Annotated in this window: 23 protein-coding genes and 2 pseudogenes; 5 read left to right on the top strand and 20 right to left on the bottom strand. The window is 46.8% G+C overall.

From position 1 onward, the window contains the following. Window positions 1–11: 11 nt before the first annotated feature. Together VIC_RS06680 and VIC_RS06675 are read right to left on the bottom strand one after the other, a co-directional pair. The gene (locus VIC_RS06680) at window positions 12–758 is read right to left on the bottom strand and encodes an NYN domain-containing protein (RefSeq protein ID WP_019276735.1); all 747 of its coding nucleotides are present in this window, start codon (window positions 756–758) and stop codon (window positions 12–14) included. A 100-nt stretch (window positions 759–858) separates the two neighbouring features. Beyond that, window positions 859–1,725 (bottom strand): LysR family transcriptional regulator, encoded by an 867-nt coding sequence (locus tag VIC_RS06675; RefSeq protein ID WP_157622108.1) that lies wholly within the window; start codon window positions 1,723–1,725, stop codon window positions 859–861. Window positions 1,726–1,828: 103 nt separating this feature from the next. On the opposite strand from VIC_RS06675, the gene VIC_RS06670 reads away from it, so the two are divergent. The 4 genes and pseudogenes from VIC_RS06670 (at window position 1,829) to VIC_RS06660 (ending at window position 4,639) form a co-directional block, all read left to right on the top strand. Next, window positions 1,829–2,485, top strand: a complete 657-nt coding sequence (locus tag VIC_RS06670; protein WP_006958651.1) for a glutathione S-transferase family protein — start codon at window positions 1,829–1,831, stop codon at window positions 2,483–2,485. Window positions 2,486–2,673: 188 nt separating this feature from the next. Then, complete coding sequence (locus VIC_RS06665) at window positions 2,674–3,039, top strand: LysE family translocator (RefSeq protein ID WP_330217467.1); 366 nt, start codon at window positions 2,674–2,676, stop codon at window positions 3,037–3,039. Window positions 3,040–3,132: 93 nt separating this feature from the next. Then, window positions 3,133–3,240 (top strand): annotated as a pseudogene (locus VIC_RS27190) (integrase); the annotation flags it as partial. A 286-nt stretch (window positions 3,241–3,526) separates the two neighbouring features. After that, window positions 3,527–4,639: a diguanylate cyclase domain-containing protein gene (locus tag VIC_RS06660; RefSeq protein WP_006958649.1), complete on the top strand. Its 1,113-nt coding sequence runs from the start codon at window positions 3,527–3,529 to the stop codon at window positions 4,637–4,639. Between the two features lie 71 nt (window positions 4,640–4,710). On the opposite strand, the pseudogene VIC_RS27185 reads toward VIC_RS06660, so the two are convergent. The 7 genes and pseudogenes from VIC_RS27185 to VIC_RS06630 all read right to left on the bottom strand — a co-directional run. Continuing rightward, window positions 4,711–5,048: pseudogene (locus VIC_RS27185) on the bottom strand (HipA domain-containing protein); the annotation flags it as partial. After that, complete coding sequence (locus VIC_RS26800; RefSeq protein WP_162048696.1) at window positions 4,939–5,208, bottom strand: HipA N-terminal domain-containing protein; 270 nt, start codon at window positions 5,206–5,208, stop codon at window positions 4,939–4,941. The pseudogene VIC_RS27185 and the gene VIC_RS26800, both read right to left, overlap by 110 nt. Beyond that, window positions 5,201–5,536: a helix-turn-helix domain-containing protein gene (locus VIC_RS06650; protein WP_039951405.1), complete on the bottom strand. Its 336-nt coding sequence runs from the start codon at window positions 5,534–5,536 to the stop codon at window positions 5,201–5,203. Before VIC_RS06650 ends, VIC_RS26800 begins: the two co-directional genes overlap by 8 nt. A 264-nt stretch (window positions 5,537–5,800) precedes the next feature. Continuing rightward, window positions 5,801–6,628, bottom strand: a complete 828-nt coding sequence (locus tag VIC_RS06645; RefSeq protein WP_006958647.1) for an Ig-like domain-containing protein — start codon at window positions 6,626–6,628, stop codon at window positions 5,801–5,803. Further along, window positions 6,628–7,896, bottom strand: a complete 1,269-nt coding sequence (locus VIC_RS06640) for a hypothetical protein (RefSeq protein ID WP_006958646.1) — start codon at window positions 7,894–7,896, stop codon at window positions 6,628–6,630. The genes VIC_RS06645 and VIC_RS06640 overlap by 1 nt, the downstream gene beginning before the upstream one ends. A 41-nt stretch (window positions 7,897–7,937) precedes the next feature. Next, window positions 7,938–8,438 carry an NADPH-dependent FMN reductase gene (locus tag VIC_RS06635; protein WP_006958645.1) on the bottom strand — a complete coding sequence of 167 codons (501 nt, stop codon included), beginning with the start codon at window positions 8,436–8,438 and terminating at the stop codon, window positions 7,938–7,940. Further along, window positions 8,435–9,127 carry a pirin family protein gene (locus tag VIC_RS06630; RefSeq protein ID WP_006958644.1) on the bottom strand — a complete coding sequence of 231 codons (693 nt, stop codon included), beginning with the start codon at window positions 9,125–9,127 and terminating at the stop codon, window positions 8,435–8,437. Before VIC_RS06630 ends, VIC_RS06635 begins: the two co-directional genes overlap by 4 nt. Window positions 9,128–9,264: 137 nt before the next feature. Here VIC_RS06630 and VIC_RS06625 point away from each other — a divergent pair, with 137 nt between their 5' ends. Next, window positions 9,265–10,170: a LysR family transcriptional regulator gene (locus VIC_RS06625; RefSeq protein WP_006958643.1), complete on the top strand. Its 906-nt coding sequence runs from the start codon at window positions 9,265–9,267 to the stop codon at window positions 10,168–10,170. A 26-nt stretch (window positions 10,171–10,196) separates the two neighbouring features. On the opposite strand, the gene VIC_RS06620 is transcribed toward VIC_RS06625, so the two are convergent. From VIC_RS06620 to VIC_RS06575, 11 genes are all read right to left on the bottom strand, one after another. Further along, entirely contained in the window at window positions 10,197–10,676 is a 480-nt protein-coding gene (locus tag VIC_RS06620) for a hypothetical protein (protein ID WP_039951403.1), read from the bottom strand. Window positions 10,677–11,378: 702 nt separating this feature from the next. Continuing rightward, window positions 11,379–12,440 (bottom strand): reverse transcriptase family protein, encoded by a 1,062-nt coding sequence (locus VIC_RS06615; RefSeq protein ID WP_006958641.1) that lies wholly within the window; start codon window positions 12,438–12,440, stop codon window positions 11,379–11,381. A gap of 161 nt (window positions 12,441–12,601) precedes the next feature. Continuing rightward, window positions 12,602–14,695 (bottom strand): retron Eco8 family effector endonuclease, encoded by a 2,094-nt coding sequence (locus VIC_RS06610; RefSeq protein WP_006958640.1) that lies wholly within the window; start codon window positions 14,693–14,695, stop codon window positions 12,602–12,604. A 294-nt stretch (window positions 14,696–14,989) separates the two neighbouring features. Then, complete coding sequence (locus VIC_RS06605; RefSeq protein WP_039951402.1) at window positions 14,990–15,565, bottom strand: hypothetical protein; 576 nt, start codon at window positions 15,563–15,565, stop codon at window positions 14,990–14,992. Continuing rightward, entirely contained in the window at window positions 15,565–16,533 is a 969-nt protein-coding gene (locus VIC_RS06600; RefSeq protein WP_006958638.1) for a PQQ-binding-like beta-propeller repeat protein, read from the bottom strand. Before VIC_RS06600 ends, VIC_RS06605 begins: the two co-directional genes overlap by 1 nt. Window position 16,534: 1 nt before the next feature. Continuing rightward, window positions 16,535–17,875 (bottom strand): hypothetical protein, encoded by a 1,341-nt coding sequence (locus tag VIC_RS06595; RefSeq protein WP_006958637.1) that lies wholly within the window; start codon window positions 17,873–17,875, stop codon window positions 16,535–16,537. Window positions 17,876–17,878: 3 nt separating this feature from the next. After that, entirely contained in the window at window positions 17,879–18,622 is a 744-nt protein-coding gene (locus tag VIC_RS06590; protein ID WP_006958636.1) for a DNA topoisomerase, read from the bottom strand. Continuing rightward, window positions 18,612–22,613: an AAA domain-containing protein gene (locus VIC_RS06585; protein ID WP_006958635.1), complete on the bottom strand. Its 4,002-nt coding sequence runs from the start codon at window positions 22,611–22,613 to the stop codon at window positions 18,612–18,614. The genes VIC_RS06590 and VIC_RS06585 overlap by 11 nt, the downstream gene beginning before the upstream one ends. Then, window positions 22,603–24,699, bottom strand: a complete 2,097-nt coding sequence (locus VIC_RS06580; protein ID WP_006958634.1) for a hypothetical protein — start codon at window positions 24,697–24,699, stop codon at window positions 22,603–22,605. Before VIC_RS06580 ends, VIC_RS06585 begins: the two co-directional genes overlap by 11 nt. Before the next feature lie 149 nt (window positions 24,700–24,848). Then, on the bottom strand, window positions 24,849–25,157 hold the full coding sequence (locus VIC_RS26995; protein ID WP_006958633.1) for a hypothetical protein: 309 nt from the start codon (window positions 25,155–25,157) through the stop codon (window positions 24,849–24,851). After that, the gene (locus VIC_RS06575; protein WP_006958632.1) at window positions 25,123–26,871 is read right to left on the bottom strand and encodes a competence protein CoiA family protein; all 1,749 of its coding nucleotides are present in this window, start codon (window positions 26,869–26,871) and stop codon (window positions 25,123–25,125) included. Before VIC_RS06575 ends, VIC_RS26995 begins: the two co-directional genes overlap by 35 nt. Between the last annotated feature and the right edge of the window lie 115 nt (window positions 26,872–26,986).

Raw genomic sequence — 26,986 nt, 5'->3', positions numbered from 1 at the left:
TTATCAAAAGGTTACGTGTGGCCGTTGGCCCCTTGGAGCTTGAGTTGGCGGGCCTTGGTGATCAACTGAAACTCCAGCCCCGACCGTTTGATGTGACGGGTTTTATAGCGTGTGGGGTATTGGTCAAAGAAGTCCGACAGTTTCTTTAATCCGTAATTACGAGGGTCAAAGTCTGGCTTGATCCGTTTCAGGTACTGACCCGCTTCCCCTAGTTTCACCCAACCGTTTTCATCTCGATAGTTTTGCCACGTTTGGTGCATGAGGCGCCACAGCTCCCGTTCCGCGTTTTGGTTGGGCCTGCGCTGAGCGTCATCCACCTCCGTCGCCCCCTGCAAATTTTCGATGGCCACGAAATCATCACAAGCGTTTTTAAACGAGCTCGGTGTCATGGCCTTGCCGACCCCGATGACGTGTATCTCGGACTCGCGTAGCCGAGTGGCCAGGCTGGTAAAGTCGCTGTCACTGGAGATGAGCGCGAACGCATCAAAACGTTGGCTATAGAGCAGGTCCATCGCATCAATGATCATCAGCGAGTCGGTGGCGTTCTTGCCTGACGTGTAGGCAAACTGCTGTTTGGCTTGGATCGCCAATTCATTCAAGGGTTGCTTCCAGTTTTTCAAACGCTCAGACGAAAAGTCACCATAGGCGCGTTTGACGACGATGTGGCCGAAACTGGAAAGCTCTTCAATGATCGCCGCCAGTTTTGAGTGGGGCGTATTGTCGGAATCAATCAGAACCGCTATTTTTTTGTTACCCATGCGCTCTTTTTCACCGGTTGATATGGATAAAGTTGCACTATAAAAGCAAGTACCGCCCCGTTTCAATCTTAGCTCCTCAGAAGTGTTACGCGGCCCCTCCTCACGTCCCGAATTGTTGCGCCACAAAATCAATAAAGACCCTGACCCGTTCGGGTTGATACTCGCCGCCGCGGTACAGGGCCGCCAGCGGAAACGTCATGGCTGAGAAATCCTCGTCGAGTTTTTGTAGTTCTCCTCGCTGAACATAAGGCGCCGCCAGAACATCCGGTTGATAGCTGGCCCCCATACCAGCCAGGGTCAACTGCCGAATGAGCCGAGGGCTATTGCTTTTGAACACTGTCTTGACGGCACGGCTGCGCTGCGATGTGTTCGACACGGGCCAGCGCGCGGTGGGATGTAGGTTGCTGTCAATCAGGCATGGCAGCGCCTCTGGCCTGTCGACGTACTGCTCGGCGAGCTCGGGCGCGGCGTAGGCGGCGCTGCTGAGCGACATCAGTGGGCGGTAATGCAAACCGGAATCATCAAGCGTACTGGCGCGAAAGGCAATGTCGATCCCGTGCTCCACCAAGTCGAGCTTTTGATTGGTCACCAGCAAGTCAATCTGGATCTCTGGGTATTGGGCGTGAAACGCGGGAATTAGCGGACTGAGCAGCTCTTCGGCGAAACCTTGTGACGCCGTCACGCGAAGTGGCCCCGATGCGGTTTGGTTGTGAGCATCAAGCTGGCTGTATAGCTTGTCAAACTGCGCCAAGACCTGCTGCGCTTGGCGATAGTAGTGCCAACCGGGTGGACTGACGGACAATTTACGGGTGGTGCGATGAAACAGTGTCACACCGAGCTGCGCCTCCACCTGATTAACGTATTTGGACGTCAGGGATTTGGACAGGCCCAGACGTTCGGCGGCAGCCGTAAAAGAGCCAGTTTCAATCACCGCCACCACTGTTCTCATGCCATCAATAGTATCCATAGATTATCAACGTAGTAGAAAATATCATTCCATGGTAGTGCGGTTTTTCTTCGGTGCAAAGTGTTCTTTAATGGCGTCGATTTGATGATTAAGGAACCGTACTATGTTGACACTCTATTGGCATCCTCTGTCTGGACACGCTCACCGCGCCCATCTGCTGCTAAGCTTCCTCGATGTGGAGTTCACCCTCGTCCCCGTGGATTTGCCGGCAGGCGAACATCGGCAACCGGCCTTTTTGGCCCTCAATCCCTTTGGTCAAATTCCGGTGCTGGTGGACGGGGAGACCGTAATTGCAGATTCCAACGCGATTTTGGTGTACTTGGCCAGTGTCTACGATACGCAGCAGCAATGGCTGCCGCCCTGCCCGATCAAGCGCGCCCACATTGAGCAGTTCCTGTCTCTGGCGGCGCATCGATTGGCCGGCTCTCTGGCCAAGCTGCGCGCCGCCAATGTGTTTCATCGCCCCATTAAGGATGACAGCCTCAGGCAAGATGCGCTCACGGTGCTGACACAACTTGAGGGATACCTCGCTGGCCGGCAGTGGCTGGTGGGGCCGACACCCACGCTGGCCGATCTGGCCTTGTACACCTACACCAAGCTCGCGCCTGAAGCCGGCATGGATTTGCAAGACTACCCGGCCCTCACCGGTTGGCTTGCGCGAATCGAAGCCTTACCCGGCTTTGTCCCCATGACCTTATCCGACGTGGGACTTCGCCAGCCCAAGCCGCCCACGCTGCGACAGGCAAAGGTCGACAGCTAACGAAGGTCGACCTTGCTCGTGGTGTCTCAGGCTTAGGTCTCCCCTGCCTAGTCTTCACTTAGCCTGATCGGGGTAGGCTGATTTTGCCCCAGAGACGCTTCAATAAGATCGGTGGGCCGGTTGCCCACAATATCCTCCAGGTTCTACAAGCACCAAATAAGACTCGCTCGCTTGCCAAGAGTTAAAGCATTTTTACTCATTATGGGGCAATCTCATCACTCGACAAAGTTCCTCAGCGCACACTGAAAAAAGTTTATATGCAAGGGGTAATAACTAACCTGCTGAATCCCAAAGCTATCATTTTCACTCTGTCTTTCTTCCCTCAGTTTATCTCTAGAGACTCAGGGCAGATTAGCGAACAAATGCTGTTACTAGGGGTGATACTAGTCATCATTATGATTCTGGTTGAGTCGCCACTGGTATTCTTTGCTAGCGCCACTGGAAAGCGATTAAATGAAAGTGATCAGCTATCCAAGCGTGTCTATCAATGTGCGGGAGGCATTCTTATTTCCCTAGCCTTATACATAACATTGACAAGACTGGCTATCTCTTAAGAGTCATTCTGATGCGCAGATAAGTGGATATGCAATTGGTCATCCCAAAGGACATCCTATCAGCGACTCATTCGTTTTATCATCAAGAACTAAGCTGTAAAACTTGGATTGAATGCGGACAATCACGGTACGCATAGCGTGCGTAGAGCTAAAGCTATTCAGATCTTTGCTAGAACGAAAAACGTAAGGGCGGTACCGATCGCGAGAAGGACGGATAGCGGCTTTTCATACCCGTGATCAGCGTATGCCCTTTCTGAGTTAGAACATCTTTAATCACATTCCGAAGTTGAGCATTCATTCTACTTCTCTGAACATCATGGTGAACTAACGCCTTGCCATTTTCCCTTAGGTACTCTCTGGCTTCTCGACACGTACCACGAGGAAAATCTGACGTTTCCGAACCCAACCCGCCCTTTTGTTATAGCGCTTTTCTACTACAATTTTGGAATAAAGATAACGAAAGTAGTATATGGCTAGGAAATTGGGTATGAAAATCACAGACAAGTCTCTTGTTGAGCAACAAAAGATATCCGAAACATCACTAAAGCAGCGTTTAGCTCTTTTTCGACTGACAGAGCCTGACCTACATGAGATAAGGAGCCTCAATACCATTATTAGCCGTGAGTTAGATGGCTTAGTCGACACCTTTTACTATCATCAGACTAAAATACCTGAAGTTGAGTCTTTAATCGGTGACGCTGGGACACTGCAACGATTGATGAAGGCTCAAAGAAAGTACGTTATGGATTTGTTTGTCAAAGAAATAAACCTGGACTACGTTGAACACCGATTACGAATAGGCTTGGTCCACAAACGAATCGGCGTTGATCCCCAACTCTACATCTCAGCAGTCAACTATTTAAAAGAAACTATATTCGAGACTATTTGTAGAAATATCGAAGACAAGCAAAATGCGGACAGGCTATGTACGATAGTGAATAGATTAATGGACTTTGATGTGTCTTATGTGTTTGATACCTATATTCGAAGCATGATGCATGAAATTGAATTCGAAAAAAGTAAATACTTTGACTACGTTGAAGACTTAGAAACCTTGGTGGCAAAACGGACGCAAAGCCTGGAAGATATGGTGCGATTGGATCCTTTAACCAACCTCTACAATAAACGGGCGTTTGTGGAGTTAGTTGAACCTGTATTCCTAGAAGTTAAAAGTCGAAATGAGCCATTGACCATCGTCTACATTGATATCGATGATTTTAAACATTTTAATGATGTTAATGGCCATGAAGATGGTGATAGCGTTCTTGTTGCTGTAGCAGATAGTATTCGTGGAATATCTCGTAACATTGATTTGTGCTTCCGTGTGGGAGGTGATGAGTTCGCCGTTGTAATGCCGAGCTGCAGTGAAAAGGATGCGCATTTCAACTATGCTCCCAGACTATGGAAACAGCTGCATTCCATTAGAAATGATATATCTTTAAGTATAGGTGTATGCCAAACAGGACCTAATGATTACATCTCCATTGATTCCGCTCTATCTAAAGCCGACAAGAATATGTATCTTGATAAAAGGAAGGACAAAACTTCAGCGGATACAAAGCTGGTGTCAGTCAATGCGAACAAGTCTGCGAATGAATAAAGTGAATTGGCTAGATACGATGTTGGCGACGTATTTAGCTTGATGAACATCAAAGACCTCGGTATTTGCCTTTAAACCAGCTCACTCATTTCTGGCACACTGTCGGCTTGCGCTAACAAATGATCACATTCTGTTCGGATGAGTGAGGCACAGAGTTCTATGTGTTCCCGCTCTCCCTTATCGATTCCTTGAGCTTCGGTAAGTCTAATCGTTTCCTTCACAGCATTCTTTATCGCCCAACGGTTTCTACCAGTATGGAAGCCATTTTGGGGCCGGAAAAGCCCAGCAGTGTGCCAAACTCAGCTAAGCCATAGCTGGTGATAGGGCATTGGAAGTTCCCTTTCGGCGGGTTTTGAAAGTCTTCGCTTTCCCAATCGACAATCGACATAGCAAAATACTGGGGAAGACTGATCATCGAAAGGGATATGTGGCGAAATCGGGAAACCAGTGTGTTTCCAATCCTCTTCATAGATGAATGAGAACTCAGTTTTAGTTCCAACAGGAAGAATCAAACGACCAATTTTGGTATTCGTACCGATAAACACGTCTAACTGTCGTAACTTACTCATACCAACCGTCCTCATTGCTTGTCACGCTGTTGTCATCTTGAGCGATGAGTTGACTATGTGGACGAAGCCATACGTGTAAGTCGATGAGGCGTAATGACAGCCCTAAGAGAGCCATGAGGACGAGTACATTGGCAAAGGTGACGCTGGTGTCACCTTTTTCTACCTTCATGATTGTCCGACGAGATAGATGGGCTTTTGAAGCGAGATCATCAATACGCCAGCCTCTGTCGTTGCGCTTTGAGCGAATGGCGCTCCCCAGCGTTTCCATACTGAACTCGGTATTCAAATCAGGCATAGGTTGAGCCTTTACCCTCTTACCTTTTTTCATAAGTGCCTTTTAATGTACTTTTATCATTGTTAGGTTCGTCACTAGCTATAAGTTCACTATAACTCACTTATGGTTCATTGGGCGTTGTTGATCCAATCAGCATGAGGATCAACAGCGCACCTATGACTACCCGTTATCCTCTAACAAGTCTATCTAGTCCTATGACTTTGTTTATCGCTTCAACACTTCCCTTGATGCCGCCCACGCAGCAACAGGCAAAGGTCGACCTTGCTGGTGGTATCTCGGGCTTAGTTCTCCCCCTGCCTAATCTTCACTTAGCTTGATCGGGATCTGGATAGGCTGATTTTGCCCCAGGGACGCGTCAATGAGAGACGGCTGATCAAAAAGACCGGTGGGCCGGTTGCCCACAATATCCTCCAGGATCGGATCGACAAACACCGAGTAAGACTCGCTCGCTTGCCAAGAGGTTGTGGGGCTAAACAGCCACTGGGATTCACGCACTCGGACATCAATGGCGCCCGAAACCGGTTGGCCCCGACTGTCTTTGATCCTGATTCGAAACGCTAATGAGGTGTGGTCAATCGGCGACGGGAAATCCATGGTGACGGGCATGGTTGTCCCGGTTTGAGGCGAGCTGATGGTCCAATCGGACACCGCAGGCCTGATGAAGTGGGCTTCGCTCACGCTGAAGGTTTTGACGAACGTCGAGGCGCAGCCCGACGCACTCATGTCACCAGCCTCGACCACTAAATGATACGTTTCGCCCGCTTCAAGGGCCCGCCCTAGGGTATTGTGCGCGATCAACCCAGTTTTGACCCGGCCGGGATCAAACAGCAGGGTCAGTCTTGTTCTATCAGGGCTCCAAAGATCGACTTTGTTTTCAATGAAGGCGCCGTCCAGTTGAGTGCCAGAGGCATCGGTCAGGTACACGTGTGACAACGCATTGGCCGTGTTCATTGGCTTTTCAAAGTAGACGTAAAACCTCAATAGGTTTTCAGGTAACACCTCAGCCGTCGGGTAGACGGCTGAGACAAGCTCGGTCGGATGGTTCTCACGGCAATCCTTCGACTGAGCCAGGCCGGACGCCACAGAGAAGATCAGACCTATCGCGACTCGCTGTGCCGGGTTCATTACGTGTCATCCTTTTTGGACAGTTCACGTGTCATATCAGGATAACCCGCGTCGGTTTTGAGCAGATTTTGGAACTGTCGGAACATTTCCTGCTCTGGGTAGTACTGATAGTCGTCAAAGTTATACTCGCTGATGAAATCGTTGAGACGAAAATACGCGCCTTTTCGGAAGGACACTAAGTCAACATCACCGGTGCGCATATTCCGTTTCAGTGTTGCGATGAATTGGCCATCTTGATCCGCGGCTTGCATCACGCCTGACAGTGGAATGGGTCGAGTGGGCACGCCGGCTTTCGCCCACATCTCTGGTGTGGATAAGCCGTCTTTTTTGTTGGCTTCGGTTAAATCGGCCACGCGGATCAGGTCGGCACTGCGCACTTTATTGATCACCAGGACGAAGTCTTCTTGCTGCTGGGTATGGTCGGTGGCGGTAAAATGAATCACATCGAGTGGCGTGTTGCCATAGCCAAGCTCGGCAATCGTTTTGCCTTTGACGTGGGCGCCGTCTGACAGTTGAGCCGTAGGAATAGTGACCAAGGGCGTACAGGTGTAGGCGGCCACGACCGTCTCCACCCCATTGAGGCTCAACACTTCCATGGCCCGGATCGGCGCCCGGGTTTCGGTTTGGTTATGGACGGTGTGATAGATTTCAATCTGCGAGCGTGTGTCTTTGTCGGTGAACGGGTAGTCGACCTTGCGTAAGGTGGAGGCAAACTCTCCGGTCGACAAGCTCGACACATACAAGGTGCCGTTGACATAGTCTAAGTCCGTAATGGCCAGTGTGGTGGCTGGAATATCGCGCCAGAACGTTACCGCCTCTTCTGCGGTGTCGGTCAGGGGTTTCACCGTATGTTTGAACTGATTTAAGTTCACTTTCTCAATGTGCCCCTTTTGATTGGCTTTGATCAGTGCGGCGCGTTTTTGATTACCTTGAAGGTAAGACACCGAAATGAACGCTTCCTTGCTTCGAGGGTGTATGGCGATGTCATGATAATTCACATCGGTTGGCGCCACGTTCAACAGCGCAGCGATGGCCGTGCCCGCGCCTTCAAGATTGTAACTTTCAGAACGGGTGGCGGGGGCGACGTCTGGCAACTGGTAAGCGAAGATTTGGCCCGAATCGGAATCGGCTACAAACAGCGTATTGGACTCGGCAAACTCGAGGACGGTGGCCGACATTGGCAACGCATCGGCGTTCACGGGCGACGACAAGGCACCGATTGACAGCGCCATCACGACGCTTTTCAGTAAGGGGTTAAGGGGTAACATGTTCACCTCCAATGCTAACGGGTCAGTGTGTGGACCACAGCCTAGAGCTGACTGTGGATGTGCGAATTAGTGAGTCGTTGGGTTGACGCATCAAAGTGGTCATAGAAACTTGGGATCGACAAGCTGCCTTTGACGTTTGCGCTAAAAAATGGGGCGGACTGCACCGCCACGTCGAGTACGCTGGCGGCCCCGCCGGGACCGGGCGAGGTGGCTAAAAAAACCACGGGTTTGTGTTGGTATACTTCTCTTGAAACTCGGCTGGCCCAGTCCAAGAGGTTCTTGAAGGCGGCGGTATACGTCCCGTTGTGTTCGGCCAGCGACACGATGATCGCGTCGGCCTCTTTGAGCTTATCAATGAACTGCGTCGCCGCTGCGGGCTGGCCTATTGATTTTTCGCGGTCTTCGCTATAGAGGGGCAGTTCAAAGTCATTGAGATCTAACACCTCAACGCGGCCGCCCTCGACTAAATGAGCGGCGTAAGTGGCCAAGGCTTTGTTGATGGACTGCTGACTGGTTGAGGCCCCTAGGGCGATGATTTTCATTGATTTTCTCCTTTCGTGATTAACACTAGACCCAGTTCACTTACAGCATTGAGCGTCATTTTCTGACCTTCGATAAGCTGGCCTTGTTTGACCTTCTCACCATTGATGATCGCCGTGCCCCGAGTGATGAGGGCAACAAACGGTGTCGCCACCTCTACGGTTTCGTGATCGTCCAAGAACCCAATCTGGCAGTGCATGTGGCTGTCAAACGTACCGTCGTCTGCACCACCGAGCACGGTCGTCAGGCGACCTTCCGGCAGTGGGACATTGTGATAGGCGGGCTCAAGGCCAGGTTCCGGGGGCAAGAACCAAAGTTGAACGATGCCCGCCTTCGCATCATCAACGCTGAATTCGGCGTGCTGCATGCCGGTACCGGCGCGCTGCACTTGTACGCCCGGCCCTTCAATGATGGTCCCATCCCCTAAGGTGCCTTGGTGGCCCACGCGGCCATCGGTGATCAGGCTAACAATGTCGACGTCCTGGTGCGGATGAAGGGGCGCGCCATCATTGGGTTTAAAATGGCCGTAGGCGAGATAGATGAAATCGTCCAACCCGTGGCTGATGTCAGAATTGGACTGGGCGCTGGGCCACACTCTGGGACTCATGGCCATGCGAGTTTCCACAATGCCGGCAAAGCCGCCTTCGGGCAATGTCGCTTTATCAATGATTCGAATGGTGTCGTTGTGCATCGGTCTCCCCTTACTCTTGAAGCCATAAAACCGCCTCACACTCGTGTGCGAGCTAGATTGCTTGGCAGTGTAGTGCATGCTTAAATGTCATAAATATAAGCTAACTGGCATACCCTATATGCCTTTAAGGAATACCTATGGATTCGATTGTGGCCATGCGCTCGTTTATTCGGGTGGTGGAGACAGGCAGCTTTAGCGCGGTCGCGAAGGAGCAAAATACCAACCAGGCGACGATCAGCAAGCGAGTGGCGGGCTTAGAAAAGAAGCTCGGCACCAAGCTGCTGGTGCGCGGCAGTCGGCGTCATACCCTAACCGAAGCCGGCCAGGCTTATTTTGAGCGCGTCTCACACATCGTGGCCGCCATCGACGAAGCGGAAGCGGAGGCTCGGTCATTAACCGCGACGCCGAAAGGCCATCTTAAAATCACGGTGCCTACCATGTTTGGCAGCCTGTACGTGGCGCCGGTCATCTCAGAATTTTTGGCCTCGTACCCGGACATCGATTTGGACATCAAGTTTGATGAAAACCTGGTGGCTCTGGTCAAAGAAGGGATTGATGTGGCGATCCGCCTTGGCGATTTGCAAGACTCATCGATGATGGCCAAGACGCTGGGGTACGATGAGTTAATCATGGTCGCATCCCCAACGTACCTCGAGCGACACCCCGCGCCGACTCGGCTGGAAGAATTGAATGCGCACAACTGCCTCATCTACAGCTTGTCGCCAAAACGCGGCACGGTGTGGACCTTTAACCGCACGCCGGGCGCCTCTGAAATACCGGTATCGGGGAATTTTCAATGTGACAATGGTATCGGGCTCAAGGAGATGTTGCTGGCCCATGCCGGGATTGCTTTGATGCCCCGATGGATGGTGGATAAAGAACTGCGCACGGGCGACTTAGTCCACCTGTTGCCGGACTACGCTAAGCGCTACCCCATCAGTGCTGTCTTCACCAACAACCAATACGTGCCGCTCAAGGTAAGAGTGTTTTTGGCCTTTATGGAAACAACCATCGCCGCCGATCCGGTTTTATCCAAGGTGTAGCGCTCGGGTTTGAACGCGGTGGGGGCTCACCCGCTTCGCTTTAACGCCTCAATAAGCTGCTGACGTTCATGATTCGACAATGAAAACCACTTCTCGCCTCGCGTGGCAATGTGCACCAACGCCTGACTGAGCGGATCGGCCCTTTCTCCTGCCTGTCCGACCGCCACCAGTTCGACCTTCTCGCCGCTGCGGCGGCGAAGCTGAATGATGCGCCGGTCAATATCACGACTCAGACACAACTGGTAGGCCTGGCGCGACAAACCGTGGAGCAATCCCACACGAACCGGGGGACGCTTCGTCGGGGCGCTCGGCAGATCCCTTTGTAACCAACGGGACAACACCCCATACTCCACGGCGGTTTCTAGCCAAGGGCATGGCGTGTTTTCTTGGTGCTTAAGGGTATCAAAGGCGTTGGAAATGTCGCGCAGTTGGCGCGGCTGAGTGGATGTGTGTTGCAGGGCTTGATGACAGACTTGGTCAAGGTGTTCGAGTATCGCATGGGGCATAGCAACCTCCCAGTGGAAGAACCCACACCACCCAGAGGCCTCAACCCCAATAAAGGGTGGTGAACTGAACAAGGTTGACACTACCGACCCACAGGTATCGGCCAGCCCGGAAGCTGCCCTGCCCAGCTCACCGTAATGACTGTCCGTAACGCTCGATTAAAGCGTTCTCGACTTACAGATGCGCCGAAACACCACATAGCATGCAGCATGAGACCGCTGATGGCTATGCACCTGTAGCAAAAACGGGGTGTCAATCCCGGCACTGGATGTTGCCAGTGCTTTACTAGGCTAACCAGCCACCACCTTAGAGTCAACGCGCCCACCTTACGATTCTTTTGAACCTTAGCTCATTTTTGGCTCCAGCTTGCCTACCTGATTCAAATCTCTTTGAACTCATAACTAACACACTTTTGCCCAAAACAACTTAGATTAGGTATTCTTCACTAAACAAGTAAATTCGTATTGACCAATAATATCTAATGTTGGATGCGGATATTAAGGTTAATATAGGCATGATCGTAAAGTTACTTACAAAATTGTTGAGTCATGAGGCCTCTTTTGAAAAGGACACTATGATAAAGATGCGTAGTTATTGATATGTGATTTCATTAGTCGCTTACAAACAAAGAGCAGCCCGTGGCTGCTCTTTGTTTAAAAATAACTCAGGAATAAAATACTTAGCGCCGTTGAGTCGAATGTTAGTTAACGCCAGTTATCTAGAATTTTATTAAGTCGGTCTAACATGATTTTGGACTTAACCACATATTCGGGGCAAATACAATCATGCTGCTCGTTGAACTTAAGTACTGATATTAAGTAAGACCTGTTTCCAGCAATTTTATTATGGAGTTGATCTTTACAATATTGTTCAAAAAACTCTTGGCTGTATCCAAACTTAAAGTCGTATTTCGATATTGAATAGCCATAAAGTTTCTTAGCTACTACTGCTGGTGATCTGTCTCTTACCAATAATTGATGTGTTATCTTATTGATCTTATTTAGTTTTTTATTGGATAATCGTATAGTTCCAGAAGCCCCATCAATGACATAACCATTTAATGAAATATGATCTGATGTTGTTATCGTTTTTCTTTCATTAATTTTTAACGAAATCTGAGAAACTAATGATCTAATCTTATTAATAAATATGCGTTGACCAACTATTTCGTTATTAGAGGAAAATAGCATATCATCTGCATAACGAGTATATATGATATTGTTATCATTACAGTATTTATGTATTTGAATATCAATCTTTCTGAATACAATATTAGATATTATAGGAGACGAAGAAAATCCCATTGGTAGTATGGTTTTTCCTCTAAACTTAACATTTTTCGATTTTTGTGGAACATCATATGTTATGTACTCAATGATTTTATCTATTGACAATAATGTCTTATCGTTATCCAAAAACTTTGGTTTTACATATGGTTCTATTGATAACTTAACATCCTCTATAGAAATGGAATGGAAAAATGAGGATATATCTAGGCGTGTGAACTTTGTTGAAAAACGATGAGGTTCAAGTAAGTCTAGATAAGATTTATTCTTAACAAAACCTACACATGAATTATTCAACGGAATCTTTGAAAAAAAATCTGAGGCTAGCTCTCGATTCAACACGTCCAAGTTACTGCCAGCCATTATGGAGTATGTATAGTCCTTCCCAACTTTGATTTCACTGACTACGTTGCGATCAACGTTTGCAAGCAACTTAGAGTTTAAGGAAGGACTAATCTTAATATCACTATATTTTGACATACAATACGCTTTATTTGATACAAAAACAAAAATTCACTGTGTGACACATTGAACACATTGACACAACTGTAATCAAGCTATGATTTAGAGACGTTGAAGCTAAAGATTACCTATAAATAGATAAAATCGAACTTCTGAAGAGTTACCTCTTTTCACTAACTCTAATGAGATAATGATCTCTGAAGTCTATCAGGATAAAGCCTGTTCAATATAACATAAAGCTCAGGGAAATATCCATTAAAAATACTATAAAAATTTTGATCTTGACTCGATAAAGTCTCTTTTTCTATTTCATCAATAGAAAAATCTAGAAACGACGTGACCCAGCCCGATGTTTTCGATACCGTTGGCCAATATGCTTGCCCAGTAACATAAAAAATAAGGTCTTCTACTTGTTTAAACTTTTTTGTTTTCTTAAATTGTGTGTCTGATTTTCCATCAAACATTAATTTAATACATGCTAGTAAAATTTTATCATCTATATCGACTGAACCTGAAGTCCGTAACTGTACAGTTAATCCAATTAAACGGCTTACATCAACACCATGCTTCGACAACAACCACCTGAAAAATAAGTCTTTTGAACTTTTGCTGATTAAAGCCCCTTCGATAGTATCGTTAAAAACGATGACATTTTTGTTTTTTAGATATTCTCTAGCTTGAATTCTAAATGCATAAAAAGGTGAATTTCGCTTAAAAAATAACCCTGTGCTATCTGTTTCAAATTCGATTCCTTGGAAACCAGACATTTGAACTAATCGCTTATGCATATCTTTATGCTTTTGGCTAAATCCTCTTTTATAATACTGAATGTCCTGAGTTAACTTATCATTTTTGATCCCAACATCTTTGGTAGCATTACAAAACCTGATTTTTAAATTTTTGCTTCGTTGCATATCAAATTCATAAAATTTGTCAGCATCATATAAAAATAAATAGGGAATAGAAGTGTTAGAATATGATGGATTTATAGCTTCGGCAATTTTATTATTTGAGCACTTATATACTTCTATTTCTTTAAGAGACTTAAATTTATTTTGAAGCTTAAAATTTCCAAAAATTTCCTGCTCTGTTTCACCTTCAACAAATAAAATGAACTTGCTAAAGAAAAGTCGCGCTTCATTATCACTGAATATACTCAGGAAATTATTTTCTTTATATGTTGAATTCATGATTTGCAATTTTGTATTGCGGGAATCATCTAAAGAAAAATGAATTACTTGATGATTGTCTTGAAAGTTTTTAATTACTTCCTTAACTATACTGGATGAGTGAGTTGAAAAGACTATCTTTGGGAAAGGAGTAGCTCGACGTTTTCCATCTTTAAAGCCATAATTCTTATATGTATTGTAAATACTATTTACTAACTGTTCGCACTTCTTGGGATGTAATCCAACCTCTGGTTCATCTACGAAGACAAAAGGCGATATATACTCGCTTCTTGTAATTAGCATTAATAGCTTTAAAGTTGATTCGATATAATTAAACGAGTTCGTTCCATCAGATTGATATTTTGTATTCTTCCCTTCACTGTTAAATACGCTACCTTTGACAGCTGATTTTATAAGACTTAAAACCTTCTCTTTATGTGAATATTTTTCAATTGTAATAGAGTCTTCGATCATATCTATATAATCACTAAATATAGATCCGTCGTTACTAAGCTTAGAGTCGATATATTCTTTAAATTCATTCATATCGATCTTATCAACGTTCAAAGATTTAATGCTCGCAATCAAATCCCATATTTTATCCCAGTCATGTAAATCTATATGTCTAGAGTCAATATGAAAAAAAGGAAATAAATATTTAATTATTTCTATTCTCTTTTTGTCTTTCTCTAACCAATATGAAGACCCATTTGAGTTAACAATTAACGTCAAATCAAATATCTTCTCTTCATTTTTAAAACTAGAGCTGAACATAGAGAAAAATGAAACAGACTCATCTTTAATTAGTGAACTATAAATTATATTAAAAAACTTGCTATTCTTTCGCCCTGACATGACGATTTTTTTTATCCTAGAAAGATCATAAGTTACTGTAATCTCTCCAATGGGGCTATAATTTGAATTCAATTCAGGAGCTAAAATTCTATCACTTGCCATCTTGTCGTAGAAAAATTGAACTAAAGATAAAAAGTTAGATTTACCCACATTGTTCATACCAACAATCGCATTTATTTCTTCAATGCTTTTTAGTTCAATAGTACCAAATGACAATAGATTCTTTATCTTTATACTCTGTATTGACATTCATTTGCCTTTAACACTTATAACAAGAATAACCTTAGATACTATCAATATTTATTATAAATAACAATGATTTAGCATGGTTTAATTGCAACAGAGTGACTATCCATAAGATGTTGTACTGAGTAAGTTGTTTGCCAGCCATATGTTAGCAGGTGGTAGTGCTTCAATACTTAAAGTGATCCTAAAAAGTCAGATTGTTCTATGGGGCGTAACTTACAATTGTCCAGAAATCGTTTGAGGCACACTATAAAAGATGTGATCACCAAGTTAGCGGGTGGAGAGTCAGCACAAACATCAAGGCATAATATAGTCTTTGAGGTTTTCATATTGCCAAGTTAACCACGGCAGCAAATCCCATTTCGTGCTTTCTCCCGACACAACTTCACTCAAAGAATCCATTTCAATCGATTCTCCTCTGACTACCTTATTGAGAATGTCGAAACGAGCTTGATCAAAACCGGACTCGTTCTGCACTTGATACTGCGCCATTTCCTCCAGACGTTCTCGCACTGATGCAGGGAGTCCAAACAATTTCCCCCACAGCACGTGTAAGTCAATCACCTCTTTAACTGGCTGATGACAGATGAATTGATACAGTTTTCCCATAATTGCTTTGTCTTCTGGGACGAAATCGGACGATGATAATAATGCACGAAACGCATAAGCGGCATAGAACGCAGCTTCGTTATCTTTCGATATGAGCTCGATGGGGAACCCTCTGCCGAATGCTTGAAGGTAAGCTAGCCTCATCCCCCCATTGACTTCTGGCTTGTGCAGCTCTAACCGCAGCGATTCATAAATCACCAGTTGCTTCTCTTCTCTATAAGTGCTGGCTTTATACAGTGTCGGTATAAAAGTACGGGGGTCCATTAATTAACCTCGTAAAACAGGTTCATCGCATAGCACGCATCCAGTTGGTCAATTTGGTCCCCTGGAATGGCTTTTACAAAATAAGGTGTCGATCTCGGGGTCGCACTGGTTAGGTAGAGTTCATTGCGACTTGAAAACAATGACAGTGGGTTAAATGAATCCCGAAGAGGGATCAACGTTACCTCACCTTTCCACTCTTTTGCAGCAAAAAAGCCTTCTCGCGCTGAGATATACATAATGCCATTCACAAACGAGATACCGTTGTAATGAACTATTGGTGCTTTCATGATTGAGAAATCGCCATTGGTAGGTTTCTTTGCAATAAATCCGTTGCGTGATACGGCATACAGATCACCGGCTGGTCCTATCGCCAACCCACTGATCACAGGGTTGGGCAGCCCTGTATCCGGCATTGGAAGCTCGAGGGCGCCTTCAGCATCCAGCAGCCAAACTTTGCCTCCTTCCGTACCAACGTACACATTTTCCATATCGTCAGAACAATACGACACAGGATCCGCTGATATGACGATCTTTTGCTTGAGTGCAGCATCAGAGTAAACTAATACATGACCGTCTTTGGTACAAAAGAAGACGGTATTACATCGTTCAAAGCCGATGGACAGAGTAATGTCGCTGTCAGCCACTTTTCCCATTGAGAAGCAACTCTGCCCGCTTGGCTCATAGTGGATCAGATCTTCCCTGCTAGGTGCCATAAAATCAAAGCTAGGGCAATTTGTAATAACATGGCCATTGTATCCCGAAAAATATATAAACTTGCCGGCCGCCACACCAATACCAGTGAATACCGCGTTCCCAGTGACTAACAGTAATGGGATTTGGTCTTCGCGCACTTCATATAGATGTGTATGAGGCAATGCCGTATCGTCTGTCGAGTTAACAAGTGCGACTAGTTCACATTTTGGCGAGATCGGCTCCACTGTCGCAATAAATAGAGGCTGTTCTTGCACGTCAAATCTCACCTTTCGACACGGGCTTACTTTCGGGTTTATACTCGCCCTTTTTCCCCACCACGCCGTTGCCTATCTTGGTCTCAAGTTTTGCTCCAAGTCCCTCGAAATGGGCGACTTGCAAATTTCTAAGCGCCATTGCTGTCATAAAAGCTTGTTGCTTTCTCTGTACGGTGAGCCCCGCTCTGTCTCTTACCTGATTTTGATACATAAATCGAGATTCGAATATTTTCGTATTCCATTCTACGGACTTATCAATCCACTCCCTCAACGTTGCTTGTTTACCTTGCGACAGGCATTCCTCTGCAAACGCCTTTTGCCCTTCAGAGGCCATCCGGTGTTCTTCCCCTTTCGTTTGGGAGTCGTTCAAGAAAAGCGTATAAGCGGTATTCACATTGTAGTCCCCAAGATCGGCGATTAACTTAGCGCTTGCTGTCTCTCGCTTTTCCCCTGGCGCAAGCATGTTGGAGATAGGGGTAATATGATCACGTTGATAGCCCGCTTTTAGCAGCCCTGAATACACTTTTTCCAATTCTTTGAAACCGCCTGTGATCGCTTTAGCGTCTTCCAGTATGTTCATACAACCTTCATAGGAGTTCAGCCGGTTGTCGATCCCTCCGCTCACGACGTTCCCATCGATCCAGCCTTGCTGGATGATTCGTTGATCTCGTTCTGTAATACCGACGAGACGATGTTCAATCTCGTGTTCAATACTTTGCCTCGCGACCCGTTTCTCTTCTTGGGTGGCCAGCATTGTTCTCCGCCCGTCAGATTTGTATACAACCTTATCTGCGGTACCATCTTTCCAGCTGGGAATATCATGAGCAAGGAGTCCATGCTTGCGGTCATAAACCAAAGATAACGTTGGATGCGTTACGAACTCATATTGACCAGTAGCGTTTAAATGAATTGCGATATTAGCAGGCGTGTTTTCGGCCAACATCCCAGCTTCAAGGTTAGCATGGTGAACATTAAACTGGTTAAAATCGTCAAGCCAAGCGGGGGAAAAAGGCTCTGCCGTCTCTTCGAACAACTCTTTGGAATACAAGAGCCAATTGATTTCATCGTTCTGTTCATATCGTTGTTTAAATCGGCGACTTTGCACCTCTAAGGCTTGATGGTACTTGTCATCCAACATTGACTGGTAGTTCGCCAGCGCTTGGCGCAACTGACGACGCAGTCTTGGGGGAAGAGAAGAAATATTGATCCCCGCCAATAAGCCGTTGATAGACGCAAGACTGGATAAATCTAACTGCAAAAGGAGCGTCACCACTTCTTTTGCTTTTTGACTATTTCGGTATCGTTCACTGCCCGCTGTTCTCGGGTACGAAATGTGCCCCATGAATCAGTCCACCAATCCATCAAAGCTAATATCATCAAGAGATTCGAACACGTCATTGATGTCTACGCGCTGCTCCCATTGCGTCAACAATTTATAGACGCCTGACTGCAATGACTCCTCACCGCGTCCCAAGCGTTCCATCGTATCTTCAAACGTGGTGCATACGGATAACGCATCGAGCGGAAAGCACCGCTGCAGCTCCTCATACGCTTTAGCACCTAAGTTGGTCATTCGAATGGTGCCTCCGTCCATGTCCATGAGCCCATAGGTCGTCAAGCGGTCAAAAATATTTGCGTATGTCGAAGGGCGACCCACACCAAACGCTTCCAACTGTTCAGCAAAGTGAGAAAATGTCATGTTTTCCTGCTCAGGCAGGCTCACAGAGGATATATCCACAGACTGCTTCTTATCGCTCAACGCATAGCGTTCAAACGCTGTGATAAGGCCTGTTTCAGCAATAGTTCCTCTAGGGTTTAAGTGTTTCGCCCAACCAAGGTACTCTACCGCTTGTGCGTTAAGTGTGAGCACAAGTTGCTCCCCTCCTGCATCTTTACCTTCAAATTGATAAGTTTGATTGGTCACCACGGCCTCACCGGCCTCTCTGGCTAATTGCCATTGCGCTAGGATATCCAAGATCACGTGAAGGTGTTTAGCTTGTTTGGGCTCCTGAGTTGAAATCTCCAGCTTTAAGTCTTCTACATCCTGAGACAGAATACTAATCTCTGCGTGAGCGCTATTATTCCCCATTTTTGACAACCCCCTCATACAATGCGGTAAGCGCTTCGTACGCCTGCTTGATCGGTATATTGTGATTCGAAAACGCGTAGTTCAAAACGCCTAATGTGTTAGCTTCTGGGACAGGTAATTTCGTTTGTTCATCCACGACTTCATGAGTCTGCTTCCATAAGACTTGAGCCACCTCAGAACAGTGCGGCAGTGGCGTATGTGCCTTTTCAGGTCGTGACAAAACGCCATGAATACCCATGCCATTGACCGTGATTTTCACGCCCAAAATGGCATTGTTGTCTAACATTGCTATTTGTCGCTGAGCATAGCGATAAAGAAGTTCTACCGACGCACGTTGAACACGACCAAAGTGAACTTTGCGACGACCTTTGATCGGACTAATAACACTGCGTTTCAAACCTTCTTTCACAAAATCACTGTCTGGCAACGAGGGTTGAGCCTTCATAGCTTTTGTCATCAGATTAGACCCAAAGTTGTCTGCGACTTCTCGTGCGACTTCCGCATGCACTCGATTGGTATCTAATTTCACGGGGAGATCGAATGCATCGTGTATGGACGTACGATCCATCCCACGCAGGCGGACTCGCTTAAACTCAACAGGAATATCTGGGTGTTTCTTGCCATAAAGTTTCGTCAGATGCCACGCGATCGTTTCTCCCACAAAATCGTCATCGGTCGCCAAAAAAACATCATCGAAGGCGGGATCGGCAATCTCATCCAAGATCGATTCAATCTTCGCTTTGGTTTGCCGTTTTTGATCCGCCCCTTCCCCTACCCACTCATAAGAGGGGCGATAGTGGTTCGCTTTATCGACAGAACCCAAGCAGCTACTCAAAAAGGAACCACTCGTCGCCACCACATGATAATCAGGCCCCAACACTTCTGACAGGGTCCTTTTTTTACCATCGGCCTCAATGATCACCAACTTTCTTGGGAACAGTCGCTTTGCTCCGACCTTATTCATGTAGTAACCCAAGTACTTCATCGACGAGTCGACTTTCCCCTCAGAGTCTCGAGATGGCTCATTACTTTGTCCAATACCATAGGTCGCTGGGCATACAAAAGCCACAAAACTCTCTTTCGCACGAGACACCGCAACATTCAGAACATGGGGGGTTTTATCAAAGTGAGTCGTGCCGCCATCCTGCGACCCTTTTGCCGCTGAAAATAAAATGATGGGTCGTTCGGCCCCCTGTAACGAGTCAATTGTACCGCAAGTGAAGTTTTCCACATCCTTGGCACACAACCCTAATGGGTGAACTCGCTCGTTAGGCAAGGCTTTTTTCAGTGCCTCTAAAATCCGACGCGCCTGCAGTTCGAAAGGTGATACCACGGCAATTAAATCCGAAAGCCATGTTTTTTCAACCCTGGCGTTGTAATGGTTTTGTATTTTGGGCCACTGTTTGATGATCCAGTCAACTACCATCGCCACTTCGGTAGTGTTGACTCGCGATTTGTTATCTTCTTGCTCGGTTTTGCCCGAGCTTTCTACAAACGACAGAGGCGGGAGCACTCCCCTTTCTTTGAACAGGTTGTCGTTGATGAAAATTTTGTTGTCATACACCATTTCATTACAAAACTGGCTAATCACTCGCTGACAGCGATAGTGCCCTCTGAGCATCAACCCAGGTGCTCCTATCGAAAAGCGAGAACCGTTTCTTAAGACATGAAGGATACTTCCTCCTGCATTGGGCAGATACTTTTGCGCATACAAATACGCGTAGGCGGCATCTGGGTTTTGGAGTATTTGCCCATCACAGAACCGTTGAAGGTGAATATGTTGGTGTTCTTGTAAGGCGGTGATGTCCTTTTCACCCACCACTGGTGGGATTTGGTCAATATCACCCACTGCGATCACCTTCTTGGCCAGGGCCAACAATGGCAAACAGTCTCGTATATCCGCCTGCCCAGCCTCATCGATGATCATGAGCTCGGCCAGTCCAAGCCAAAATTGACCTGTGTTTACCCCCGGAGGCGGCTGATAACTGAATAAATTAGGCGCGGACTTAGTGGTCGCCACTAAGCACGGTGTGAGCATGCACAGCCGTCGCAAACCACGTTCAATGTTGTTTTTATTCCGCGTGATCAGAATTCTCTTTTCACAAGCGAGCAGGTACCGCCCTTCCCAATAACGAGCGGCTAAATGGAACATACGAAACCGATACTGAGTATCGAGCAAGGCCTCGATAATGATGTGTATGGCTTGGCGATTGAGTGCAGCCTCATTCTGAATGATCACGGCATAAAAACGCTCGATGTCCTCTTCGCTAGCACTAAGTGAGTCCTGACGGACACCAAACTTATCGAGCAAGTGCTCACGGCACACTCTGGCAATCACTTCTTTTCGTTGGCTTCGGTTTCCAACCGCTAATGTTAGAAAGTCTTTGTAGTATTTGACCGCTTGCCCTGAGTTTAATGTCTCATCTAACCCGTTGGTGGAGCTGTCTTGCTCCTTTTGCTCTGCTTGTTCAAGCGTATAGTAATTACATCTGAGTGTTTCGACCTTGTGTAGAAAGGCCTGTTTGGCTTCCGTCATCTTGCTTTCTAACGCTATCAGTTCAGCCTGTAAGGCATCAACAACGTCTTGGACACTTGAGCTCTTAAGGCCCCCTTTCTCAGAAGCATCACTCGCATGCGCGTCAGTGACTTTTTCTTGGCATTGCTTGTCGAAATACGTCCGAGCACTATCAAGATACATCGATTTTTGTTGCGGAAGACTCCGGAAATCGGAGGCTACCGCATTATCTCCCAACCAATGAAAAACACCGGGTGATTGGCCTTGGTTGATTTGAATAACCGCCTTATCGGTAATGTCTTTGGAAGGCATTGGGGGTTTATTCTTTTTACTGTCCCCATTGAGTTCATAGCTAGAAGGAAAAAAGGAGCCGTAATTTTTCGGGCCGCGTATCCATCGCTTCATACTCTGGATAACCGATAAGCTTTCAGACGTAGCGCTCACGTGCATCACGTCGGGAAACGCGCCAATGATATTCTTCACCGATTGGTTTGTCCCACCGACCCCAATGATGATGGGACAATCTCCTCCTTGAAGTGCTGCTTGGACCCATTGACTGGCAACAACAGCCTTGAGCATTGCGGTCTTGCCCGAACCAGGGGGGCCATTAACGGCTAAAATGTCGCCCACATCCGTTTCTGACAGTGCCATGGTCACAGCGCGCTGAGTGTTATCCAGAGCAAAGAGCACCCGACCACTCAGATCCTGCTTGGTGTCATTGGCACATTCATCCATGTGCCCCAGCAAATAACTCGGCGATTTAGATTCGACGTCACTCACATAGTTGTCAGCCTTGTAGTCGGTCTGAAAACGACCGAAAAACACATCATCTATGCGGGATAGTGCTGTTGTTGATAGCTGCGGGTTGGGTGCCGATAACACATTGTCATAGAGGCGGGTCGTAGAACCACTGGCATCGCTGGTCAGCGCATGTAGCGTGACCACCAAACTGCCTTCTGGAATAACGGGTTTGAAAACGTTCACCATATCAGCCAGTTCTACGTTACTGATGGCATTAAACATGTCCATCGCATACGTGAACCAAGCCCCCCAATCATCCGTCGGCGTGATCGGCGTTATATTTAACAATCGTTTGTGGTACTCACTGACTGAACCAATGCAGACATCCGGTTGATGCTCGTCTGAACTGAATAAATCGTGGTTCACTTCAGGTTGCCTTTGCAGATCGGGGGCAAACAAATAATTGCCAACCAACATATGATTAGAATGCAAACGTAAAGGCACCGCAATCAAATCGACCGAATACCCCGTCTTGCCTCTAAGGCTCACGATAGCCACCATGGGACAACCCACCAGGGATGAAAACGCTTCATTGTGTTTCAGATCCACGTTGGTTTGACTATGTTGAGTAAGCTCCCTGAGACGGTATCTTTGTCCGCCGACAGGCGTTTTGTTGGCCAGTTTAAACAGGTTGCCGTCACGAAGGGCTGCCATGAGTAGGAGACTACGCTTCATTCTTTTTCACCATCTCTATGATCTCGACTAATTTACCTGTGGCCGTACAGCGAACTCGGTGATCGTAATCGCCCAGTTCAGCATCCTTTAACGGGTAGGTGTCCAGCTTAAACTTTTTAAAGGTATGCTCCTTCCCTTGGCCATCGAGAAATGTTAGCTGCAAGTATCTTTTCCCGTTTCCGCCATCCTTTTTTTTCGGGACGATGACCTTTTGCTCAATGCAAGTCAGGGATGTCACTTGCGGTGTCCTAGCTGACTCAGCCTGAAGAACCGGCCGCACTGCTTTAACCCATCGCCACTCAGGAAAGCTACCCTTAGCATCCACCGATTCGCTTCCGACCAGTACTTCGATCATGTGCTTCTCCTTTGGGCCGGGTTTAAGACGCTGAAAGCCATTCTTGTGTAACAGAATCGGTGGAATGGACACCAAGGGATAGACCGGGCCCACGCCCATTAATGCGCAGAAGGCATGATTACGACGTTGAGAGCTAAACGCCTCCCAATATTCATGACTCAGACTGTCTAGCTCCTCGTCCCTTCCCCATTCCATCACGCTGTAAGCCTTTAAATAGCCAGTTTTCATCTGCGATGGAAGTAAGGGGAGAGGTGAGATCACTTCTTGAACGCTCCATTCGTTGCGACGACTACCTCTAGAGTGCTTGGCGTAATACGCACGCTGGGTACTTTTGTTATACCGACTATACTTTTCTAGTCGTAACTCTATTGATGCGTTTTTGTCAAAGCCAGCAATACCATACAAGAAAAATTCCGCCGCCAGCACGGGGTAATGTATGTCGACATCCCCACGGCGAAACATGTAATAAAGGTGTCCTTGGATATATTCACTTTTCACGTATGAAAACGTGCCTTTAATGACTTCAGGGACACTGAGCCTGTGCAAGTAAAACTTAACCGGAGGGGACCACGCCGTATGTTTGGTGGTTTTTCTCTGCCCGTAAGTGACCGGTAAAGTCAGTGGCTCATTCAATTCAAAATGAGGGACAGAGACCCCGCTGTACGAGATTTGTCGTTTACTTCTCGTGAACGTCTCCCAGTGTTCTTGGGTCACACTCACGCGAATAACCAGACCAAAGCACATGAATTCAAACTCGCTTGGGTAAGGTTTAAGCGTCTTAGGAAGTACCTTGGCTTCAACCAGCGTACTCATGGCGAGCCTCAAAAACGTGAATTTGAAGTTCTCGCTTGGATGGAATGCCAGCGTCGCCTTGAAGGAGACCGAATCGCTGACGGCGATCACATCCCACTTTCGGTTGGTTATGTTGACACGCGACACCAAACCTTCGAAGTAACAAAACTCACAGACCAAAAGGTTGGCGTCTGCTTTCTCTTTCTCAACTAAGGTTGCACTGATGATCTCCGCATCAAATTCCCCCGGGTAGGTGGGCAAATCCAGCTCGGTGACCATCAGACCCCCTCCGTCTTCATCACACTCGAATTTTACCTTGGCATCCAGGCGAAAACCGGTCGTTAATTGACTGAAGACGCCGCTTTCAGTGAGCGTTGCCAGCATCATCTTACACGGCAAGTGAGCGTGCGTACCGCAATGCGATGTAAAAGCCCCATGCACGATGCGCTTCCCTCCCATGTGGTGGTGCAATTCATCGTAAAAAAATACGCCTTCGAGCGTCTTTGGTATCTGCGGCTCAAATGATGAAATGGAGAACGCTTTATCGCTTTGTCTGAACCGCAAAACAACGGGGATATTTGCCCGAAGAAATTGCCTTAAGTCGCTTTCCATCCGCTCTAGGTTTAGTTCGTATCTGCCGTGTTTATCCACCTCTACAAACATGGCGTCTGGCAAGGACGTCGACTCTGCCGAAGGCACAGGCTTAATCTCGACACAATGATCAGAATCCCACGGGCATATCATGTCAGTAATATGCGAACCGACACTGGTTTGCACCGTGCGCGCAATGAAGAGCTGCTCAGGTGTTGTCGGAAGCATGAGGGCACTATCGAGCACATGAGGAGCGACGTTTTGAGGTTTTTCACTTGGCTCAAACGCGAACAAAGGAGATTGATGCAATCGCCCTTTGTAAGACGCAACAAAGTTACTGTGACTCATCCACGAACCACCAAAATAACGTTTCAAATCATAAGGATAGAACCAGAGTATAATGCACTATGAAAATACACAACTATAGAGTGCAATTATGTGAATATGGTAGAGATATCGATATTATAATGCATTTTTATGGATATCCCGCTACGTTCTCATTCAATGGTAGAAGTCGTGTTGTTATTAAGATAGCGCCACAATCGCTCTGCCTGGTCAATGGCTTCCGGTTGATCGTATATGTAGCGACTTGATTCTAACCAGTTCCAAAAGATCAAGAGTTTACCTAGCTTCCCATGATCGATTTGTGTGCGTGACTTCATCAATGCTTTGCCATAAAACTCACCAATCAATGTTGCTAGCTGTTCTACGAAAGTATTCAGGGCCTCTTCAACCCAATCTTGCTCGTGCCCAATCAATTCCGATGGCGCATCAAGGCAAAGTAGCTCGCCCGCAGCGTCTATCACAGGTTGGTAGTGAAAATCCGGGGGACCAACTTTCCATTAACACTCTCCATTGAGTGTTCAGGTATTGCTGTTTTGTTCGGCGTTTAATCTCGTTCAACCTTTCTTGAAAGACCAGCGATTCTTGAGGAGATTTATTGACCAGGTACGCTGACAACTGCTGCGACATCTCTATCGCCAAAGGACTGTGAGTATCGAAAAGTTGCAAACGCCTTTCCAGCGGATAACTCAGCAGATCATTGGTGATCCTCCACAAAGGTCTCGATTTGGGTAAGTCCCTCGCAAACCGCTCCACATGCTTCTCAATCTGCTCCAGCAGGGCGTTTGAATAGCGCTCCCAATGGTGGGAGGACAACTCGCTGGCGATCACGGCCCTATAGTCACGCATGACATCTGATAAATGATCTCTCAGGTGAGTGAGTTCTTGAATCGTCCTGGCCTCACGGAGTGCTACCCGGACTGTCACCAACTGACGTCTAAAACCACGAAGCTCTTTTGCATGCGCGCGGCGGCGGCCTTTGTGTTGTTGCTCTTGAAGTCGCCGCTTTTCTCGAACAATTGTCTGTTCAGCAAGCGCATGCAATGAGTCTCGTCCAGCATGGTCTGGCAACACGTAGTCAAAACGCTCGGTAATTTCATCCGAAAGGTGTCGAAGGATCGAGCCCGACAGTGTGCCTTGCTCACTACGTTGGCGAATGAGTTTCAATATGTTGTGTATGCGTTCAAGTGCCCGTTGAGAATCCTGTTGAGCTTTACGTGCAATGGCACTGTCCAGTGCTTGCTGTTTTTCAAACAAAGCGCTTTGGGTGTTGACCGCAAAAGGCAGCCTGTCGTGTGACAGAGCTAAGTCGTTCAATGTTACCATTTGATGCCCGTAGCTCATCTTGAGAAACAGCTCATTGAACTTGAAATCAAATTCTGGAAAGTGCGCTTCAAAGCAGAGTTCCCCCTGCGCTTCACTCTTCTCCAATGCTTCTTCCGAGAAAACAAAGGTATTGCATTGCGTGTCTTTCACCAAGTGCTCAAAGTCGGCGAAATCGCCATGATAGCTCTCCAGCGCAGTCCCGTACATCACGTAATAGAAGATGGCGTCACTCCAATGTTCACTGAACAACCAAATCAAGTGAATGCCTTCTGCCATGAAGAATTGTTCTCGAGCATGGATGACCTCAGGTTCCAACCACCCTTGAATCAACTCAATGGCAAATCGATTACCACTGGTGTCCTCAAAGTAAATATCAGGCTTGCGCCATCGGTTGGCTCCTCGCGTTTGTGCAAAGACAAACTTCTCCACTTGAATGGAGTCAGATTTTAATGTCTCAGATTTCTTCAATGTACCTGCAATGAAATGTTTGGTTCGAAAGTGCCATTGCGTTTCGTGCAGCTCACTATCTGAGCAGACCAATCCACCTTTATAGTCACTGTGAAACGGGCAATCGACGTCCTCTAATTCCGGACAATGTTTATGATAAAACGCTGCTCGAGCGGTTGCGCTTCGTGCGCGGTATCTGACGGAAAGGCCACAGTAGCCACATTGAATGAAATCTTCACCTTTCGCATTGTGCACCACAATTTTCTTCTTTATCGAAGCGGTACGAGCTTCATCAGGCGTACGTCCATAGAGGTCGAGGTAATCACTGGCCAATATAGGCCCTTTGATTCCTTTTATATCCAGTTCCCACAAGCCATTTTTGTTTTCGCTATTGATGTAATTCATACCGGGTTCTCGACAATGCACTACGCTAATTGGGTTATGTTCTTGACGGTGTTTCTACTCACTCATATTATGTCGCCAATAGCGACAGGTAAATACTGATTACTTATACACGTAG

The organism is Vibrio coralliilyticus ATCC BAA-450, assembly GCF_000176135.1.
Taxonomy (GTDB): domain Bacteria; phylum Pseudomonadota; class Gammaproteobacteria; order Enterobacterales; family Vibrionaceae; genus Vibrio; species Vibrio coralliilyticus.
This window is presented reverse-complemented; position numbering and strand designations above follow the sequence as displayed.

Excerpts from the sequence above, each read along its gene's own strand:
- VIC_RS06680 (WP_019276735.1), bottom strand. The coding sequence starts at position 758 with ATGGGTAACAAAAAAATAGCGGTTCTGATTGATTCCGACAATACGCCC.
- VIC_RS06675 (WP_157622108.1), bottom strand. The coding sequence starts at position 1,725 with ATGGATACTATTGATGGCATGAGAACAGTGGTGGCGGTGATTGAAACT.
- VIC_RS06670 (WP_006958651.1), top strand. The coding sequence starts at position 1,829 with ATGTTGACACTCTATTGGCATCCTCTGTCTGGACACGCTCACCGCGCC.
- VIC_RS06660 (WP_006958649.1), top strand. The coding sequence starts at position 3,527 with ATGAAAATCACAGACAAGTCTCTTGTTGAGCAACAAAAGATATCCGAA.
- VIC_RS26800 (WP_162048696.1), bottom strand. The coding sequence starts at position 5,208 with ATGAGTAAGTTACGACAGTTAGACGTGTTTATCGGTACGAATACCAAA.
- VIC_RS06650 (WP_039951405.1), bottom strand. The coding sequence starts at position 5,536 with ATGAAAAAAGGTAAGAGGGTAAAGGCTCAACCTATGCCTGATTTGAAT.
- VIC_RS06645 (WP_006958647.1), bottom strand. The coding sequence starts at position 6,628 with ATGAACCCGGCACAGCGAGTCGCGATAGGTCTGATCTTCTCTGTGGCG.
- VIC_RS06640 (WP_006958646.1), bottom strand. The coding sequence starts at position 7,896 with ATGTTACCCCTTAACCCCTTACTGAAAAGCGTCGTGATGGCGCTGTCA.
- VIC_RS06635 (WP_006958645.1), bottom strand. The coding sequence starts at position 8,438 with ATGAAAATCATCGCCCTAGGGGCCTCAACCAGTCAGCAGTCCATCAAC.
- VIC_RS06630 (WP_006958644.1), bottom strand. The coding sequence starts at position 9,127 with ATGCACAACGACACCATTCGAATCATTGATAAAGCGACATTGCCCGAA.
- VIC_RS06625 (WP_006958643.1), top strand. The coding sequence starts at position 9,265 with ATGGATTCGATTGTGGCCATGCGCTCGTTTATTCGGGTGGTGGAGACA.
- VIC_RS06620 (WP_039951403.1), bottom strand. The coding sequence starts at position 10,676 with ATGCCCCATGCGATACTCGAACACCTTGACCAAGTCTGTCATCAAGCC.
- VIC_RS06615 (WP_006958641.1), bottom strand. The coding sequence starts at position 12,440 with ATGTCAAAATATAGTGATATTAAGATTAGTCCTTCCTTAAACTCTAAG.
- VIC_RS06610 (WP_006958640.1), bottom strand. The coding sequence starts at position 14,695 with ATGTCAATACAGAGTATAAAGATAAAGAATCTATTGTCATTTGGTACT.
- VIC_RS06605 (WP_039951402.1), bottom strand. The coding sequence starts at position 15,565 with ATGGACCCCCGTACTTTTATACCGACACTGTATAAAGCCAGCACTTAT.
- VIC_RS06595 (WP_006958637.1), bottom strand. The coding sequence starts at position 17,875 with ATGGGGCACATTTCGTACCCGAGAACAGCGGGCAGTGAACGATACCGA.
- VIC_RS06590 (WP_006958636.1), bottom strand. The coding sequence starts at position 18,622 with ATGGGGAATAATAGCGCTCACGCAGAGATTAGTATTCTGTCTCAGGAT.
- VIC_RS06585 (WP_006958635.1), bottom strand. The coding sequence starts at position 22,613 with ATGAAGCGTAGTCTCCTACTCATGGCAGCCCTTCGTGACGGCAACCTG.
- VIC_RS06580 (WP_006958634.1), bottom strand. The coding sequence starts at position 24,699 with ATGAGTCACAGTAACTTTGTTGCGTCTTACAAAGGGCGATTGCATCAA.
- VIC_RS06575 (WP_006958632.1), bottom strand. The coding sequence starts at position 26,871 with ATGAATTACATCAATAGCGAAAACAAAAATGGCTTGTGGGAACTGGAT.